Annotated in this window: 14 protein-coding genes; 8 read left to right on the top strand and 6 right to left on the bottom strand. The window is 67.2% G+C overall.

Going from position 1 to position 17,744, the window contains the following annotated elements:
* The first annotated feature begins 137 nt into the window (after window positions 1-137).
* Both MJ603_RS15495 and MJ603_RS15500 read left to right on the top strand, forming a co-directional pair.
* Window positions 138-2,009 (top strand): hypothetical protein, encoded by a 1,872-nt coding sequence (locus MJ603_RS15495; RefSeq protein WP_243064652.1) that lies wholly within the window; start codon window positions 138-140, stop codon window positions 2,007-2,009.
* On the top strand, window positions 2,009-2,962 hold the full coding sequence (locus MJ603_RS15500) for a tetratricopeptide repeat protein (protein WP_243064653.1): 954 nt from the start codon (window positions 2,009-2,011) through the stop codon (window positions 2,960-2,962). Before MJ603_RS15495 ends, MJ603_RS15500 begins: the two co-directional genes overlap by 1 nt.
* On the opposite strand, the gene glgB is transcribed toward MJ603_RS15500, so the two are convergent.
* Together glgB and MJ603_RS15510 are read right to left on the bottom strand one after the other, a co-directional pair.
* Window positions 2,959-5,172, bottom strand: a complete 2,214-nt coding sequence (gene glgB / locus MJ603_RS15505) for a 1,4-alpha-glucan branching protein GlgB (RefSeq protein WP_243064654.1) — start codon at window positions 5,170-5,172, stop codon at window positions 2,959-2,961. The genes MJ603_RS15500 and glgB overlap by 4 nt on opposite strands.
* Entirely contained in the window at window positions 5,169-7,226 is a 2,058-nt protein-coding gene (locus tag MJ603_RS15510) for an alpha-1,4-glucan--maltose-1-phosphate maltosyltransferase (protein WP_374230948.1), read from the bottom strand. Before MJ603_RS15510 ends, glgB begins: the two co-directional genes overlap by 4 nt.
* Window positions 7,227-7,344: 118 nt before the next feature.
* Between MJ603_RS15510 and glgP the strand changes: the two genes are divergently transcribed.
* From glgP to MJ603_RS15530, 4 genes are all read left to right on the top strand, one after another.
* Window positions 7,345-9,903, top strand: a complete 2,559-nt coding sequence (gene glgP, locus MJ603_RS15515) for an alpha-glucan family phosphorylase (protein WP_243064655.1) — start codon at window positions 7,345-7,347, stop codon at window positions 9,901-9,903.
* Window positions 9,904-9,956: 53 nt separating this feature from the next.
* Window positions 9,957-10,394, top strand: a complete 438-nt coding sequence (locus tag MJ603_RS15520) for a VOC family protein (RefSeq protein ID WP_243064656.1) — start codon at window positions 9,957-9,959, stop codon at window positions 10,392-10,394.
* 65 nt (window positions 10,395-10,459) lie between these two features.
* A complete protein-coding gene (locus MJ603_RS15525) occupies window positions 10,460-10,612 on the top strand; it encodes a hypothetical protein (protein WP_243064657.1) in 153 nt (50 codons plus the stop codon).
* A gap of 72 nt (window positions 10,613-10,684) precedes the next feature.
* Window positions 10,685-11,308: a class I SAM-dependent methyltransferase gene (locus MJ603_RS15530; protein WP_243064658.1), complete on the top strand. Its 624-nt coding sequence runs from the start codon at window positions 10,685-10,687 to the stop codon at window positions 11,306-11,308.
* Here the strand turns inward: MJ603_RS15530 and MJ603_RS15535 are convergent.
* The 3 genes from MJ603_RS15535 to glgX all read right to left on the bottom strand — a co-directional run bounded on the left by MJ603_RS15535 (window position 11,283) and on the right by glgX (window position 14,596).
* Entirely contained in the window at window positions 11,283-11,819 is a 537-nt protein-coding gene (locus MJ603_RS15535) for an AAA family ATPase (protein WP_243064659.1), read from the bottom strand. The genes MJ603_RS15530 and MJ603_RS15535 overlap by 26 nt on opposite strands.
* Before the next feature lie 230 nt (window positions 11,820-12,049).
* Window positions 12,050-12,538, bottom strand: coding sequence for a Cys-tRNA(Pro) deacylase (gene ybaK / locus MJ603_RS15540; RefSeq protein WP_243064660.1), 489 nt, complete (start codon window positions 12,536-12,538; stop codon window positions 12,050-12,052).
* 9 nt (window positions 12,539-12,547) lie between these two features.
* Entirely contained in the window at window positions 12,548-14,596 is a 2,049-nt protein-coding gene (gene glgX, locus MJ603_RS15545) for a glycogen debranching protein GlgX (RefSeq protein WP_243064661.1), read from the bottom strand.
* A gap of 19 nt (window positions 14,597-14,615) precedes the next feature.
* Here glgX and MJ603_RS15550 point away from each other — a divergent pair, with 19 nt between their 5' ends.
* Complete coding sequence (locus MJ603_RS15550; RefSeq protein ID WP_243064662.1) at window positions 14,616-15,860, top strand: cysteine desulfurase family protein; 1,245 nt, start codon at window positions 14,616-14,618, stop codon at window positions 15,858-15,860.
* A gap of 144 nt (window positions 15,861-16,004) precedes the next feature.
* Window positions 16,005-17,111: a tRNA 2-thiouridine(34) synthase MnmA gene (mnmA, locus tag MJ603_RS15555; RefSeq protein WP_243064663.1), complete on the top strand. Its 1,107-nt coding sequence runs from the start codon at window positions 16,005-16,007 to the stop codon at window positions 17,109-17,111.
* Between the two features lie 33 nt (window positions 17,112-17,144).
* On the opposite strand, the gene MJ603_RS15560 is transcribed toward mnmA, so the two are convergent.
* The gene (locus tag MJ603_RS15560; RefSeq protein WP_243064664.1) at window positions 17,145-17,687 is read right to left on the bottom strand and encodes an alpha/beta hydrolase; all 543 of its coding nucleotides are present in this window, start codon (window positions 17,685-17,687) and stop codon (window positions 17,145-17,147) included.
* Between the last annotated feature and the right edge of the window lie 57 nt (window positions 17,688-17,744).

The following is a 17,744-nucleotide window of genomic DNA, read 5'->3' on the forward strand; positions in this document are numbered from 1 at the left end:
TGGGAGGCGCTTTTCAGGCGGGTTTCGGTATCGTAGAGGTTCCGTGGGCGCTGTGCCAGAGCGCTGTTCCCACCCGAGAGGCCTCAGCGCCCGTCGCGCCGTACCCGGCAGAGAAGCGCGACAGTGAAGGAGAGTTCGTGCGATTTCTGGTCGCCATTCTGGCGTTCGTCGTCGCTGCGGTACTGATCGGAGCCGGCATCGCCCAGCGTACGATCTGGATCCCCGCTTCCAACGTCATCACCGCAACTGTTGTGAAGGGCGGTGCACCGTTCACCGTGATCGACGGTTCGGTGCTGCGCGCACGGGGCGGGCAGCAGACGCTCACGGTCTCTGGCAGCGCGAAGCCGTTCGTCGCATACGGCCGAACGGCCGATGTGTTGGCGTGGCTCGGCAAGGAGAAGTACGCCAAGGTCACGTACGACGCCGCGACGAACACGCTGACGTCGAAGGTGGTGAAGGGAAAGGTGAGCACTCCGTCCGGGTCGACCACGACCGCGACACCTACGCCGACACCAAGCGCGAGCGATTCGAAGAGCTCGACCACTGGCTCGACGACGACGAAGACCGGGCCGAATCCTGCGGGGTCGGACCTCTGGCTGGAGGAGTTCAGTGGTGACGCCGCGTCGATCACGAAGATGAACGTGCCAGACACCGTGAGTGTGATCATCGCCAGCGACGGCACGAAGCCTGCTCCCGACAAAGTGAGCCTCAACTGGCCGCTCGACAGCAGCACGCCGCTAGCCGGCCCGCTGATCGTCGGCGGCATCGCATTCGGCGCGCTCGGCATCCTGATGTACATCCTCGCGCTGCGCCATCTGCGTCGCTCGCGTGGGCCGCGTCGCGGAGGCGGCAAGCCGCCGAAGCTGCCTCGTGGCTCCAAGCCGCCGAAGCCGGGCAACTACCCGCCGACGCAAGAGGTCGAGCCGCCTGCACGCGGCAGGCGTTCGATCGGACGCACGTTCACCGCCGTACCGGTCGTGCTCGTCGGCACCCTGCTGCTTGCCGGATGCTCCTCCGACTACTGGCCGCAGTTCGGAGCATCGGAGACGCCGAAGGCCACCTCGACCCCGATCGCCACCGACCTGCCAGGGCAGGGCAAGGACACCCCGCCGCCTGCAGTGACGAGCCCGCAGCTCGACAACATCGTGAACGAGATCTCCAAGACCACCGCGAAAGCGGACGCCAAGCTCGACGCGACGCTCGCAGCGACGAGGTTCAGCGGACCGGCTCTGGCCGCACGGACGGGAGACTACGCACTTCGCGCGAAGAAGTCGGATGCCGCGGCGGAGCAGACGATCCCCGCCAACGCGGTCTCGCTCGCGCTTCCGGAGGCGACGGACACGTGGCCTCGCGTCGTCAGTGCCATCGTGCACGACCCCAAGGACGCGAAGGCCGCACCACTCGACCTCGTTCTCATCCAGGCGTCGCCCCGGGAGAACTACACGGTCGAGTACGCGATCGCACTGGAGGCCAACGCGAAGGTGCCCGATCTTCCGCCTGCGAACATCGGGACGTCGATCGTGCCGCCCGACTCCAAGCTCCTTCTGGTCGCGCCGAACCAACTCGCGACCGAATACGGCGACGTGCTGCAGAACGGCGAGAAGAGCAAGTACTACAAGCAGTTCGACTCGAAGTCCGACAAGCTCGCCCCCCAGGTCGGGGCCGCCTACAAGGCGACGGAGATCTCGCAGCTGCCTGCGACGGCATCCCTGCATTTCACGCAGCAGGCTGGTGAAGACGGGCCCATCGCGATGGCGACGAACGACTCGGGAGCCATCGTCTCGGTCAGTGTCAACGAGACATCCACTGTGAAGCCCGTCGAGGCGGGCGCAACGGTCTCGACGAGCAGCGCGAACGTGCAGGCGATCACCGGTGTGACCGACAGCACCAAGGGCTTCCAGACGACGTACGGCTATCAGTTACTGTTTTACGTGCCGCCCGCGGAGTCGAAGCAGAAGATCGAGATGCTCGGCTTCACCCAGTCGCTGCTCAGCGCGAAGGAACTGTGATGACCAACACGCCCGACGCCACGTCGTTCCGTGGCGCAGTCGACCTGTCCGCACTCGTGAATCGCCCAGCACCCGGTGCGCAAGGCGACGCGGATGCCGAGCCCCAGCAGAGCCTTCCCGGTCTGATCTACGACGGCACCGATCAGAACTTCAACCAGTTCATCGAGCTGTCGAACACGGTGCCCGTGATCGTCGATCTCTGGGCCGAGTGGTGCGAGCCGTGCAAGCAGCTCTCGCCGGCGCTCGAGCGCGTTGTGAATGAATACGCGGGACGTTTCGTGCTCGTGAAGGTCGATGTGGATGCCAATCCGCAACTCGCGCAGGCGTTCCAGGCGCAGTCGATCCCGACGGTCGTGGCGATCATCGGCGGGCGACCCGCTCCGCTGTTCGTCGGAGCCATTCCCGAGGCGCAGGTGCGCGACGTGTTCGAGCAGGTGCTGCAGATCGCCGAGCAGAACGGTGTGACCGGCAGCGTCGAGGTGGACGCCGAGGCCGGGCAAGAGGCGCAGGAGGAACCGACCGAGCCGGCGCCCGAACCGCTGCCGCCGCATCACCAGGAGGCGTACGACGCGATCGAGAAGGGCGACTTCGACGCGGCGATCGCGGAGTACAAGCTCGCGATCGCGCAGAATCCCAGCGACTCGCTCGCCGTCGCGGGACTCGCCCAGGTGAACCTGCTGAAGCGGCTCGCCACCATCGATTCCGGGCAGGCGCGCGCGGCTGCGGCATCCGCTCCGAGTGACCTCGACGCCGCACTTGACGTCGCGGACCTCGATCTCTCCGGCGGACACGTCGACGACGCCTTCGGGCGCGTGTTGGAGCTCTTCCCCGGCGCCGACCAAGCGGGCAAGGACGCGATCAGGGAACGCCTGCTCGACTACTTCGAGATCGTCGGCGTCACCGACCCCCGCGTGATCCGAGCCCGCGGCAGACTGGCGAGTCTGCTTTATTAGCGCTTCGCGCGGAGCCAGAGGGTTCCGAGCGGGGGGAGCGTGAGGGTGGCGGATGCCTGCATGCCGCCCCACGGGGCATCCGTCGCGTGCACGACGCCCAGGTTGCCGACCCCGGAGCCGCCGAACTCGATGGCATCGGTGTTCAGCACTTCCTCCCAGTCGCCGGCGAACGGCATCGGCAGTCGGTAGCCCTCGTGCGGGACGCCCGCGAAGTTCACCACGCACACCAGCGGATCGCCGTCGGCCACCCTGGCGAACGCCACGACGTTGCCCTGCGCGTCGCCTCCGTCGATCCACTGGAACCCGCGCGGCTCGAGGTCGTAGCGCCACAGGGCGGGCTCGTCGCGGTAGACCGCGTTGAGACGTGCGACGAGATCCCACAGGCCGCGATGCGCCGGCTGGTCGAGAATCCACCAGTCGAGCCCGCGTTCCTCGCTCCATTCGCTGAGCTGGCCGAACTCCTGACCCATGAACAGCAGCTGCTTGCCGGGATGCGCCCACATGAACGCCAGATAGGCGCGTGCGTTGGCGAGCTGCTGCCAGTGGTCGCCGGGCATCTTGCCGAGCAGCGAGCCCTTGCCGTGCACCACCTCGTCGTGGCTGATCGGCAAAAGAAAGTGCTCGCTGAACGCGTAGACGAACGAGAACGTGATCTCGCCGTGGTGGTACGAGCGGTACATCGGGTCCTCGTGGATGTACTGCAGCGAGTCGTGCATCCAGCCCATGTTCCACTTCAGCCCGAAGCCGAGACCGCCCGCGTTGGTCGGGGCAGTGACGCCCGGGTAGGCGGTCGACTCCTCGGCGATCATCACGATGCCGGGGTTGCGCTTGTAGGCGGTGGCCGTCACCTCCTGGAGAAAGCCGATCGCCTCGAGATTCTCGCGGCCGCCGTGCACGTTCGGAAGCCACTCGCCCTCCTTGCGGGAGTAGTCGAGGTAGAGCATCGACGCGACGGCATCAACACGCAGCCCGTCGACGTGGAACTCCTCCAGCCAGTACAGCGCGTTCGCGACCAGAAAGTTGCGCACCTCGCTTCTGCCGAAATCGAAGACGTAGGTTCCCCAGTCCTTCTGCTCGCCGCGGCGCGGATCCGCATGTTCGTACAGCGCCTCACCGTCGAACCTGGCGAGCGCCCACTCGTCCTTCGGAAAGTGACCTGGCACCCAGTCCATCAGCACACCGATTCCCGCACCGTGCAACCGGTCGATCAGGTATCGCAGGTCGTCGGGATGCCCGAACCGGCTCGTCGGCGCGTAATACCCGGTCACCTGGTAGCCCCATGACCCGCCGAACGGATGCTCGCTCAGCGGCAGAAACTCCACGTGCGTGTAACCGAGGGGGACGAGGTAGTCGATCAAGGCATCCGCCGCCTCGCGATACCCGAGCCCGGGGCGCCACGAACCGAGGTGCAGCTCGTACACGCTCATCGGACCGTTGTGCGGGTTCGAGGCCGCGCGTGCGCGCATCCACTCGCCGTCGCCCCACTCGTAGGCACTGACGCCGACGACGGAGCCCGTCGCAGGCGGCACCTCGGTGAACCTGGCCATCGGGTCGGCCTTCAGGTGCCACTGGCCATCTCGCCCGAGCAGCTCGAACTTGTAGACGGCTCCCGGAGCGACGTCGGGCAGGAACAGTTCCCATACCCCGCTGCCGCCCATCGACCGCATGGCAGTGCCCATGCCGTTCCACTCGTTGAAGTCGCCGACGACGCGCACCGCCGTCGCGTTCGGCGCCCACACCGTGAACGCCGTGCCGGCGACGCCCTCGTGCTCGCGGTGATGTGCGCCGAGGGCATCCCACAGCCGTTCGTGTCGACCCTCGCTGATGAGGTGAAGATCGAGCTCACCGATCGTGGGGGTGAAGCGGTACGGGTCGTCTGAGATCCAGCTCGACCCGTCGTCGTACGTCGCCTCGATCAGATACGGCTCTGGCCCGAGGATGCTGATGCCCTGCCAGACGCCGTGCCCCACGTGCGCGAGCGAAAGCCTGGCACCGGTGGCGACGACGGCCGTGACCGCTTCGGCAAGCGGGCGCAGGGTGCGGATGACGGTGACGCGGTCCGCGACGCCCGGCTCCGCCACGACGTGCTGCCCGAGCACCGAATGCGGGTCGTGGTAGCGGCCCTCCGCGACGGCGGAGAGCACGCCGTCGTCGACGGCCGTGCGGCGCATGGCGGAGGATCCGTCGGCGTGTTTCGTTGTGGTGGTCATGATGCCTTCACGGTGAGGATGTGCACGGGCTCGTGGAAGGCATCCAGCCGCACGTAGTTGGCCGAAGTCCAGTTCCAGGTCTGACCGGTGACCATGTCCGTCACCGTGAATGACGATCCGGCTGGAAGCCCGATCGCCGGCAGATCGAGATGAACGATCGTCTCGCGCACCGAGTGCGGGTCGACGTTGGCGACGACGATCACGGTGTCGGATGTGCGGGTTCCGGTGAACTCGCGGTCGAGGTGCTTGCTGTAGACGAGGACGGCGTCGTCCTCGCTGGAGTGCACGTGCAGGTTGCGCAGCTGCCGGAGCGCGGGATGCTCGCGCCGAGCCTTGTTCAACATGGTGAGGTAGGGCGCAAGCGATTCGCCTGCCGCCTCTGCCAGCGCGAAGTTCCGCGGCCGGTACTCGTACTTCTCGTTGTCGATGTATTCCTCCGCGCCGCTGCGGGCGACCGATTCGTACAACTCGAATCCCGCGTACACGCCCCAGAGCGGCGACCCGGTAGCGGCGATCGCTGCGCGGGTCTTGAACGCGGGACGCCCGCCGAACTGCAGGTAGGCGGTGAGGATGTCCGGAGTGTTCACGAACAAGTTCGGCCGCAGGAAGGCATCCGTCTCGTGTGCCGCCTGATCGAGGAACTCCTCGAGCTCCTCTTTGGTGTTGCGCCAGGTGAAGTAGGAGTACGACTGCTGGAAGCCGGCCTTCGCCAGCGTCTGCATGACGGCCGGGCGGGTGAACGCCTCCGCCAGGAAGATGACGTCGGGATGCTTCGCGCGCACCGTGTGGATGAGCCACTCCCAGAAGTCGAGCGGCTTGGTGTGCGGGTTGTCGACCCTGAAGGTGCGGACGCCCGCCGAGATCCAGTGCTCGAGGAGTCGCAGCGACTCGGCCCTGATGCCGGCGGGATCGTTGTCGAAGTTGATCGGGTAGATGTCCTGATACTTCTTCGGAGGGTTCTCTGCGTAGGCGATCGAGCCGTCGGGCAACGTCGTGAACCATTCGGGATGCTCGCGCACCCACGGGTGATCGGGGGAGGCCTGCAGGGCGAAATCCATCGCCACTTCGAGGCCTGCCTCGCCTGCCTTGCGCAGGAAGTAGGCGAAATCCTTCGCGGTGCCCAACTGCGGGTGCAACGCGTCGTGCCCGCCGTCCGTGTCACCGATCGCCCATGGCGATCCCGGATCGCCGGGCTCCGGAGTCAGGGAGTTGTTGCGCCCCTTGCGGAAACTCTCGCCGATCGGATGCACCGGCGGCAGGTACACGACGTCGAACCCCATCACGGCGACGGCCGGCAGGCGTTTCGCCGCCGTACGGAATGTTCCGGATGCCCAGCTTCCGTCGGAACGCCGTTTCGCCCCCTCGGAGCGGGGAAAGAACTCGTACCAGGACGCCACGCCGGCACGTTCGCGCTCGACCTCGACGAGGTGCTCGGCGCTGGTCGTCGTGAGCGAGGCGATGGGACGTGCTGTGAGGATGCCTGCCACCTTGTCCGCACTCACCGCGGTCAGGCGGGCGGCTGGGGCGGCATCCGTGTCGGTGATCGCGGCGAGCAACTCGCTCAGCGCGGCACGGTCGGACGGTGGACGCCTCGTTCCGAGCGCCCTGGTGAGCAGATCGGCGCCCTCGGCGAACACGAGCTCGACATCCTGACCGATGGGCACCTTGATCGACGCGGCGTGGAGCCAGGTCGCCCAGTCGTCGGCCCAGGCGCGCACCGAGAACCGCCAGACGCCCTGCGTCGGCAGCTGTGCCAGCGCGTGCCAGCGATCGAGACCTGGCGCGCCGGGCGACATGCGCCCCAGCGTGATGCGGCCCTGCGGGTCGCGCAGCTCGAGATCGACGCCGATCACGCCGTGGCCCTCACGGAACGCGACGGCGGAAAACGGGACCACCTCGCCGGCGAAGGCCGTTGCAGGCCACGCACCGCCGTCGACGACGGGGCTCACGTCGAGGATCGGCAAGCGGCCGAGCACGGTCCGGTATTCGACGCCCGGTTGTTCGGCGGGCGCTGCACCCTTGCGGCGCGGTGTTGGTGACGTCGAGGTCGGCACCCTCCGACCGTAGCGCTCGCCGGGTCGGATGTCAGTGCGCGCCGCGACTGCCGGCGAGACGGGAACGGGAAGAGCGACGTTCACGTCGGAGAAACCTCTCGCCGGTAGGGTGACCCGAGTGAAGGCAATCCGACGATTCACCGTCCGCGCGGTCATCCCCGAATCGCTTCAGGCCCTCGACGAGCTCTCGTCGAACCTTCGCTGGTCGTGGCACGAGCCCACTCGCGATCTGTTCCGCCACGTCTCGGAGAAGCTCTGGGTGGAGACGAATCACGACCCGATCGCCTTGCTCGGCGCCGTGAGCCCCGAACGCCTCGCAGAGCTGGCAGGAGACGAGGGATTCGTCGGCTGGGCGAATGGTCTGCGCGACGATCTGCGGCACTACATCTCCGAGCCCCGCTGGTACCAGACCCTGGAGGATGCGCCGCAAGCCATCGCGTACTTCTCGCCCGAGTTCGGCATCGCCGCCGCGCTGCCGCAGTACTCGGGCGGGCTCGGCATCCTGGCCGGCGATCACCTGAAGAGCGCATCGGATCTCGGCGTGCCCTTGACCGGTGTCGGACTCTTCTACCGGTCCGGATACTTCGCGCAGTCCCTGTCGTCCGACGGATGGCAGCAGGAGAGCTACCCGGTGCTCGATCCGGACGGGATGCCGTTGTCCGTGTTGCGGCACCCCGATCGCGCCGCGGCGCACATCGCCCTCGCGTTGCCGGACGGCCGCACCCTGAGCGCACGCATCTGGACCACGCTCGTCGGCCGCGTTCGCCTGCTGATGCTCGACACGAACATCCCGGAGAACGACGACGACCTGCGGGGCGTCACCGACAGGCTGTACGGCGGAGGAGGCGAGCATCGTCTGCTGCAGGAACTCCTGCTCGGCATCGGGGGAGTGCGTGCTCTGCACCTGGCCGGAACGCTGCTCGGCGGACCGCAGCCGACCGTGTTCCACACCAACGAAGGCCACGCGGGATTCCAGGGCCTCGAACGCATCGCCGAGTTGATCGGCGAGGGTCTCGCCTTCCCCGCCGCGCTGGAAGCGGTGCGCGCCGGTACGGTGTTCACCACCCACACACCGGTGGCGGCAGGGATCGACCGTTTCGAGGCATCCCTCGTGCGCCGCTACTTCGAAAAGCATGAGCTCGTACCGGGCATTGACGTTGACGATGTGCTGCGCCTCGGAGCGGAGGACTACGCAGGCGGCACGCCGGATGTCTTCAACATGGCGGTGATGGGCCTACGGCTCGCTCAGCGCGCGAACGGAGTGTCGAAGCTGCATGGGAACGTCTCCCGGCACATGTTCGCCGGACTGTGGCCGGGGTTCGACCCGGACGAGGTGCCGATCGGCTCGGTCACCAACGGCGTGCACGCACCGACCTGGACCGATCCGCTGCTGCTCGAAGTCGCCGAGAGCACACTGGGTACGGCCGACACGACGCACGCCGACTGGCTCTCACCCGAACTCGGCGACGACCGGCTCTGGCAGGTGCGAGGCAGGATGCGGGAAAACCTCGTTCAGGAAGCCCGTTCCCGCGTCGCAGGCGCATGGCACCGCAGGTCTCCCGACACGATCGTGCCCGGCTGGGTGAGTGACATCCTCGATCCGGGTGTGCTCACGATCGGATTCGCACGGCGCGTCGCGACGTACAAGCGGCTCACGCTCATGCTGCACGACAAGGAGCGTCTGACGCGCATCCTGAACGATGCCGAGCGACCGGTGCAGCTGGTGATCGCGGGCAAGGCGCATCCGGCCGACGACGACGGCAAGCGGCTCATCCAGGAACTGGTCGACTTCGCGGCGCGGCCGGAGGTGCGCGAGCGGCTTGTGTTTCTGCCGGACTACGACATCACGATGGCGCAGACCCTCTACCCTGGCTGCGACATCTGGCTGAACAATCCGCTGCGTCCGCTGGAGGCGTGCGGCACGAGCGGCATGAAGGCCGCGTTGAACGGCACGCTGAACCTGTCGATCCTCGACGGCTGGTGGGCGGAGTACTTCGACGGCGAGAACGGCTGGGCGATCCCGACGGCGGATGCCGCGGGGGATGCCGCAGAACGCGACGCACTCGAGGCGAACGCCCTCTACGACCTCATCGAGCACCAGATCGCGCCGAGGTTCTACGACCGCGACGACCGCGGCGTTCCGGTGCGGTGGATGCAGCAGGTGCGCCACACGCTGAAGACTCTCTCGCCTGAGCTCAGCGCCGACCGGATGGTGCGCCAGTACGTCGACGACCTCTACGTTCCGGCCAGCCACGAGGCGCGCGAGCTGCAGGAAGCACGCTATGCGGGCGCCCGCGAGTTCGCGGCGTGGAGAGAACACGTTGAGGCAGTGTGGTCCCAGGTGAGCGTCGTGCACGTCGAGTCGGGCGGCGTGGATGCCGTGCCGCAGGTGGGCGATCTCCTCCGCTTGCGCGCGCACGTCGCGCTCGGCGAACTGACGCCAGACGACGTGGCCGTCGAAGTCGTTTACGGACATACCGGCGAGGACGATGCGCTGCTCGACGTGCGCCGGGAAACCCTGGAGCCCAACGACGGCGGGACGGGAGCCACTGTCGCCTTCGAGGGCGTCGTGCCGCTGGACCGCTCCGGCTCCTTCGGCTATACCGTTCGCGTGGTGCCGAACAACGCCTTCATGGCGAGCCCAGCCGAGCTGGGCCTCGTTGTCACGGCGGAGTAGCTCAGACATCCGCTCACTGTGCACGGCTTCTGTGGGTCGGTAACCTGAAGCGCATGCCTATCAAACTCGAGAACGTCGGCATCGCCGTTCGCGACCTGGAAGCGACGATCGACTTCTTCACGGACCTGGGGCTGACGGTTCTCGGCCGAGACACGGTCAGCGGCGACTGGACCGACACCGCCGTCGGCCTCGACGGCAACCACGCCAAGATCGCGATGCTGCAGACGCCGGATGGACACGGTCGGCTCGAGCTGTTCGAGTACCTCCACCCCGACGCGATCGAGACGGACCCGACCCTTCCCAATGAGATCGGCATGCACCGTGTCGCGTTCTCGGTCGACGACATCGACGAGGCGCTGGAGGTCGCCGCACGGCACGGCTGCTACCCGCTGCGCGGCGTGGCGACGTATCAGGATGTCTACAAGCTCACCTACGTTCGCGGCCCCAGCGGGATCATCGTGATGTTCGCGGAAGAGTTGAAGAAGAACTGACTGCAGGTCTCGCTGATCGACGAATCAATCACCCGCAGCCCTCGTTGCGGGAGTACCGTCAAGGCATGCGGGGTCGGCTCTGGCGGTTGCTCGGTCGCATCTCGTCGTGGATCGCGGGAGTCGTGAAGCAGGTCGGTGGCGGCCTCAACGGCGGTCGGAATGCAGACGAATACGCATCGAAGCTCTACGAGCAGCCTCGGGACGAGTATCGCCCCTGAGCCGGTTCCGTTCCGGGCTGCGTCAGGCCTTCTCTGCTGCGTCGTCGGATGATGCCTCGTAGTGTTGCTTTCGTGTCGCCTGACCCCGATTCCGCGCCGCACCGCGACGTTGCAGCGTTCGACGAACGCGCTCTCGACTACGACGCGGGATGGCGTGGTCGGATGCATCACGAGATCTCCGATCACGTCCGTGATCTGGCGGTCGCGATCGCACCAGACGCACGACGCATCGTGGATGTCGGATGTGGCACCGGATACCTTCTGCGCGCGCTCGCACAGGGGCTGCCGGATGCCGTGGATATGGTCGGCATCGACGCCGCACCCGGCATGGTCGGTGCTGCCGTCGCCAAGGTCGCCGATCCGCGCATCCGTTTCGCCGTCGCCACCGCCGAAAGACTTCCGCTTGCCGGTGGCTTCGACCTGGTGGTCTCCAGCACCTCGTTTGACCACTGGCGCGACCAGCGCGCCGGCCTGTCCGAGTGCGCGCGCGTGCTACGACCTGGCGGCCGGCTGATCCTGTGCGACATCTTCTCCCCGCTGCTCGCTCCGACTCAGGTGGCCACCCGACGCAGGAAAGCGCGCACTCCTCTGCGGGCGGCGAACCTCGTGGCGGAGTCGGGATTCGTCGACCTGGAGTGGCACAGCGTGTACGCCGTGATCATCAACGCGATCAGCGCGCGCAGGCCATCCGGATAGCCGCTGTCGTCGTCTGCAAGGATCCGCGAGCGTCGATCCATATCGCCGCCGGGCGGGTCTGTCGCAATCCCTCCAGGGAACGCACGAGGTCCACGGCGTCGTCAGGACGGACGAGTCTGTTGTTGATGTCGTGCTCGGGGCGATCTGGGTTCGTCGTTCGTGCCGCGATGCGGTCGGCGAGCGTGTCGGGATCGACATCCAGCACGAATTCGTAGAACTCGGCGTCGCCCTCGAACGCAACGTGTTCCAGTTCTTCGATGAACGCGGTCTTCGCGAGGTACTGTCCCACGACGACATCGAACCCCGTGCGGAGTTGTTCTCTGGCCACAGCGATGCTCAGCTGTCTAGCGTGGAGACCCGAACGAATCGGGTCATCGTCCCATCGCCCGAGCGCGTGCTTGATCGCGTCGACATCCAGAGCCAGCGTGAGCGATTCGTCGTGAGCGAGTGCGGCGGCAACTGTCGACTTGCCTGAGCCGGGAGCTCCGTTGATGAGGATCAGGCGAGGCATGACCACGAGCGTAGGCGGGATGAGCCCGAATGCCCGCTATCGTCGGTCAGTTCGTCACATGAAGCGAATTGCGACCCGCGACCGGGCGATTCACTGATGATTTCGAACCAAGGTCGGCGACAGCCGATCACCGGATCAGACGCCACAGCGACTCTGCGGTGGAGCTGGATCGGCTCAGCCGCATACGGGGACTAGCAGTGGGTACGGCGTCTTTGATGCTTCGCGATCCGTCACCGCCCGATCGGGACCGCCGTCCCGCCCGTGATCCTCAGCAGATCGGCTGGAGCGAGTTCGATGTCGAAACCGCGGCGACCGCCGGAGACGAAGATCGTGTCGAAGGCGCTCGCCGAGGCATCCAGAACCGTCGTCAGGCGCGTCTTCTGCCCGATCGGCGAGATGCCACCGACGACGTAACCCGTCTTGCGCTGCGCGACAGCCGCGTCGGCAAGGGTCGCATGCTTCGCGCCGACCGCAGACGCGAGCGCCTTGAGGTCGAGCTGCCCCGTGACGGGGACGATGCCGACGACGAGCCGGCCGTCGGCATCCGCGAGCAGGGTCTTGAAGACGCGCGAGGCATCCACTCCGAGCTTGCGGGCGGCCTCGAGCCCGAACGCCGTCTCGGATGGATCGTGTTCGTAGGCGTGCGGCGTGAACGGGATGCCCGCCGACGTCAATGCGAGCGTTGCGGGTGTTCCTGCGGGGTGCTTGGCCCTGGGCATGCTCAACATTCAATCGCGCGCGCGGAACAGCTTCATCGACGTCGGTCCCAACGGCACGGTGTTGCCGGGGGAGAACTCCGCTGTGCCCTCGGCGACGGTCTCGTCTGCACTGTCCCAGAGCAGCGTGTAGCCGGCGACTCCTTCGTGCGCCGGCAGCGTCACCGTCGTCTCGGTCTCGAGGCCGTGCACGATCAGCAGGATGCGGTTGAACTGCTCGAACTCCGGGGTCGAAGCCGCGAGGTACTGCAGCGTGCGGTTCTGCGCGGAGTCCCAGTCATCCTCGGCCATCGTGTCGCCGCCGGCGTCGTACCAGTCCAACTGGCTGGCGCTGGGCACCGTCTCGCCGAACTTGCCGAACCGCACGGGGCGAAGCGCCGGATTCTCTTTGCGCAGCCGGATCAGCTCAGCGGTGATCGTGGCGAAGTCCTGCTGGCGCTGCGACCAGTCCCATGAGAACCACGTCAGCTCGTCGTCGTGGCAGTAGGCGTTGTTGTTGCCGTTCTGCGACCTGCCGTACTCGTCACCCGCCGTGAGCATCGGGATGCCCGCCGACAGCAGCAACGTCCCCATCAGATTGCGGGCGGCCTTGCGCCGCGCCGCGAGGATGCCCTCATCGGTGGTCGTGCCCTCCGCGCCGTGGTTGAACGAGCGATTGTCGTCTGTGCCGTCGCGATTGCTCTCGCCATTGCCGAGGTTGTGCTTCTGGTCGTACGAGACCAGATCGGCGAGGGTGAACCCGTCATGCGCGGTGACGAAATTGACGGATGCCAGCGGGCCGCGCTCCGGACTGAACAGGTTCGACGATCCCGCCAGCCGGGTCGCCAGCGAGCCGATGCCGGTGGGGGCTGCTCCATGGGTACGGGCATCCGCGATGTCCGTCAGCCAGAACGAGCGCACCCGGTTGCGATACCTGTCGTTCCACTCGGACCAACCGGGCGGGAAGTTGCCGGTCTGCCAGCCGCCGGGGCCGACATCCCACGGCTCGGCGATGAGCTTGACCCCTTCGAGGAAGGGGTCGTCGGTGATCGCCGTGAGAAGCGAGTGGTCGTTGTCGAACTCGCCGGTCTCGTCGCGCCCGAGGGTCGCGGCCAGATCGAACCTGAAGCCGTCGATCTGCACGTCGTTCGCCCAGTACTTCAGGGAGTCCAGCACGAGCCGCTCTGCGACGGTGTTGCCGAAGTCAATGGTGTTGCCGACGCCCGTCGTGTCGATGTAGGAGCCGTCGGCGTTCTGCCGGTAATACGTGGCGTTGTCGATGCCGCGCAGACTCGTCGTCGGCCCGCCGAGCCCCTCCTCGGCGGTGTGGTTGTAGACGACGTCGAGGATCACCTCGAGGCCGGCCTCGTGCAGCAACCGCACCATGCCCTTGAACTCACGCAGCACGGCCTCGGCCCCCGACGTCTGCGCCGCCTTCGTCGCATACGGTGCGTGCGGTGTGAAAAAGTTGAGGGTGTTGTAGCCCCAGTAGTTCGAGAGGCCGAGTCGGGTGAGACGCTGTTCGGTGACGAACGCCTGCACCGGAAGGAGCTCGACACTCGTCACACCGAGCTTGACGAGGTGCTCGATCGTGGCCGGGTGTGCGAGGCCGGCGTAGGTTCCTCGCAGCTCGGCCGGGACATCCTGATTGAGGGCCGTGAGGCCTTTCACGTGCGCCTCGTAGACGACAGTGTGGTCGCGCGGAACTCTGGGCTTCGACGCGCCTGCCCAATCGAAGCCTCCGTCGAGGGCGACGGACCGCCACTCGTTCGTTCCGGAGCGCACCAGGCCGCGCGAGTAGGGCTCGAGCAAGAGCTTGCGCTCGTTGTAGTGGAACTCGGGACCGCGCGGCCCCGAGCAACGGATGTTGTACCGAGCTCCCGGCTTCAGGTGCTCGGAGTGAGCCGTCCACACCTCACCGTCGCCACGCGTCAGCGGCACCCGCTCGACGAGCCAGTGCAGATCGTTGTCGTCGAAGACCAGCAACTCGACGGCGGTGGCGTTCTTCGCGTAGACCCCGATGGTGCCGCCGTCTGCGTTCGTCGTGACGCCGAGCAGCGACAGGGGATCCTCCGAAGGCATGCGTCTTACAGTAATTCCTATGCCGGTCTACCTTGACCATGCCGCGACCACCCCCGTTCTGCCCGAGGCGATCGAGGCGTACACGCGCGCGCTGGCGACGGTCGGCAACCCGTCGAGCATCCACACGGCAGGGCAGACGGCGAAGAGACTGCTCGAGGATGCCCGCGAGCAGATCGCGGCGACGCTCGGCTGCCAGGGCATCGAGCTCGTCCTCACCTCGGGAGGCACCGAGGCGATCAACCTCGCCATCAAGGGGCTGTTCTGGGTGCGCCGCAGCGTCGGCGCCACGCGCATTCTGGTTCCGGAAGGGGAGCATCACGCCACCGTCGACACGGTCGAGTGGCTCGCAGCGTACGAGGACGCCACGATCGAGTGGCTTCCGCTCGACGAGCAGGGATTTCTGCGGATCGACGCACTCGAGGCGGCCCTCGCCGCTGATCCGGCCGGCATCGCGCTGCTGACCTTTCTCTGGGCGAACAACGAGGTGGGAACGATCCAGCCGGCCGAGAAGATCGTGGCGCTCGCGGCATCCGCCGGAGTGCCGGTGCACATCGACGCGGTGTCCGCATACGGGCACCTGCCCGTCGACTTTGCGAGCATGCGATCGCGCACCGGGTCGAAGGGACAATCGGGGCTCGTCGCGCTCAGCGTCTCCGCGCACAAGATCGGCGGGCCGATCGGCGCGGGCGGCCTCGTGCTGTCGCGGGATGCGACGATCGTTCCGCTCATCCACGGGGGAGGCCAGCAGCGTCAGGTGCGCAGCGGAACGCAGGATGTTGCAGCAGCGTCCGCGTTCGCGGTGGCGGCGAGATCCGCGGAGTCGTCGCGAGGCGTGGAGTCCGTGCGACTCGCGGCACTGCGGGACCGACTGATCGCAGGCGTGCGCGAGGCGGTGCCGTCGGCAGTGCTGAGCGGTCCGGATTGCGGCGTGCTCGATGAGAGTGGAACGGATGTCCGGCTCGTCTCGAACGTGCACTTCGTGTTCCCCGGCTGCGAGGGCGACTCGCTGCTGTTCCTGCTCGACGCTGCCGGCGTCGAGGTCTCCACCGGATCCGCGTGCCAGGCGGGCATTCCCGAGCCGTCGCACGTGCTGCGCGCGATGGGACGCGACGAGGACGACGCGCGAGGAGCACTGCGCATCACCCTCGGACGCACTTCGACCGATGCCGATGTCGACGCGTTCCTCGTGGCGCTCCCTGTCGCGCACGCACAGGCATCCCGAGCCGGAATGGCGACTCGCGAGTCGTCCCTCGGCTCGCGCTGACGCCCACACCGCCACCACCGCGAGACTGCACGCCCGCGGCGAGAGTGCTGCCACCCCCCGCTGTTTCGCCGCGGGCGTGCAGTCTCATCGCGTGTAGGTAGTTCGCGTGCCGGTACTCAGGGACCATTTCGTAGACTTGGGGCCATGCGTGTTCTGGCAGCGATGAGCGGGGGAGTCGACTCCGCAGTGGCGGCGGCGCGTGCCGTCGATGCGGGTCACGACGTGGTGGGGGTGCACCTGGCCCTCAGCAGGATGCCCGGCACCCTGCGTACCGGAAGCCGCGGCTGCTGCACCATCGAGGACTCGATGGACGCGCAGCGGGTCTCCAACCTCATCGGGATCCCGTACTACGTGTGGGACTTCTCGGAGCGTTTCAAGCTCGACGTGGTCGACGATTTCATCGCGGAGTACTCGGCGGGACGCACGCCGAATCCGTGCCTGCGCTGCAACGAGAAGATCAAGTTCGCCGCGCTGCTCGAGAAGGCGATGGCGCTCGGCTTCGACGCTGTGTGCACCGGCCACTACGCGAGCATCGTGACGGATGCCGACGGCAACCGCGAACTTCACCGCGCGGCCGCGTGGGCCAAGGACCAGTCCTATGTGCTCGGCGTTCTCACGGCGGAGCAGATCGCGCACGCGATGTTCCCGCTCGGCGCGACGCCTTCCAAGGCCGAGGTACGAGCGGAGGCCGCGGAGCGCGGATTCACCGTCGCACAGAAGCCGGACTCGCACGACATCTGCTTCATTCCAGACGGAGACACCCGCGGCTGGCTCGCAGAGCACGTCGGTACGGCACCCGGCGACATCGTCGACCGCTCCGGCGCCGTCGTCGGCAGCCACGAGGGCGCACACGCGTACACGGTCGGTCAGCGTCGTGGGCTCGGCATCACGGTGCCGGCACCCGATGGCCGTCCTCGGTTCGTGCTCGAAGTCAAGCCGACGGAGAACACCGTCGTGGTCGGCCCGAAGGAAGCGCTCGACATCGCGGAGCTCGCCGGCCGCCGCATCACCTGGGCCGGTCTGCCGCCGAAGGATGCCGCGACTCCGTTCGCCTGCGAGGTGCAGATTCGCGCGCACGCCGACCCGGTGCCCGCCACAGCCGTGATGGAGGACGGTGAACTCGTCATCCGTCCCGAGACGCCGCTGAGCGGTGTTGCGACCGGGCAGAGCGCGGTCGTCTATGTCGGTACGCGCGTGCTCGGGCAGTGCACGATCGACCGCACGGTCAGCGCGGTGCCGGTCTCCGCCTGAGGGAGGTCATCCGCGCCTCGCACTGCAAGCAGCTCAAGGCCATGGCGGAAGCAGCGTCCCGGTACCTGCGGCGAACGCCGTGAGGAGCCTGCGCCCGTCGTCCCATTCGCCGAGACGACTCGCGCGGTTCAGATGGCCGTGCGGGCCGACGTTGACGAGCGGGGCGCGCCACCACGTGCTCAGATCGCGCAGATGCGCCAGGGAGCTGTACGGGTCGTCCTCGGACGCCACGATGACGGCCGGTATCGCCGAGGCGACGCGCGGGGTCACGAAGCCCGTCGCGGCATCAGGGAACGCCGGGCCGTTCTCGTCGGGCGGTGCGACGAGGAACGCGCCGGTTGCACGACCGCCGCGAGCGATCCAGGACGCGACGGCGAGGCATCCGAGGCTGTGCGCCACGAGAATGTCGTCGGGCTCGACCAGCCGGTCCAGCGCCAGCAGCCAGTCGTCGCCGTCCGGTTCGGTGAACGACGCCGGCTCGATACGCACCGCAGCCGGCCCGAGGGACTCCTGCCAGATCGACTGCCAGTGGTCGTGTGGAGAGTCGTCGATGCCGGGAACGATGACGATGCGCATGATGCTCCTTGCCGTGTCGTGTGACGGCACGCCATTTTCGCAGGTCCGCCGGTGGGT

Origin of the sequence: Humibacter sp. RRB41, assembly GCF_022761015.1 — a bacterium.
GTDB lineage: Bacteria > Actinomycetota > Actinomycetes > Actinomycetales > Microbacteriaceae > Humibacter.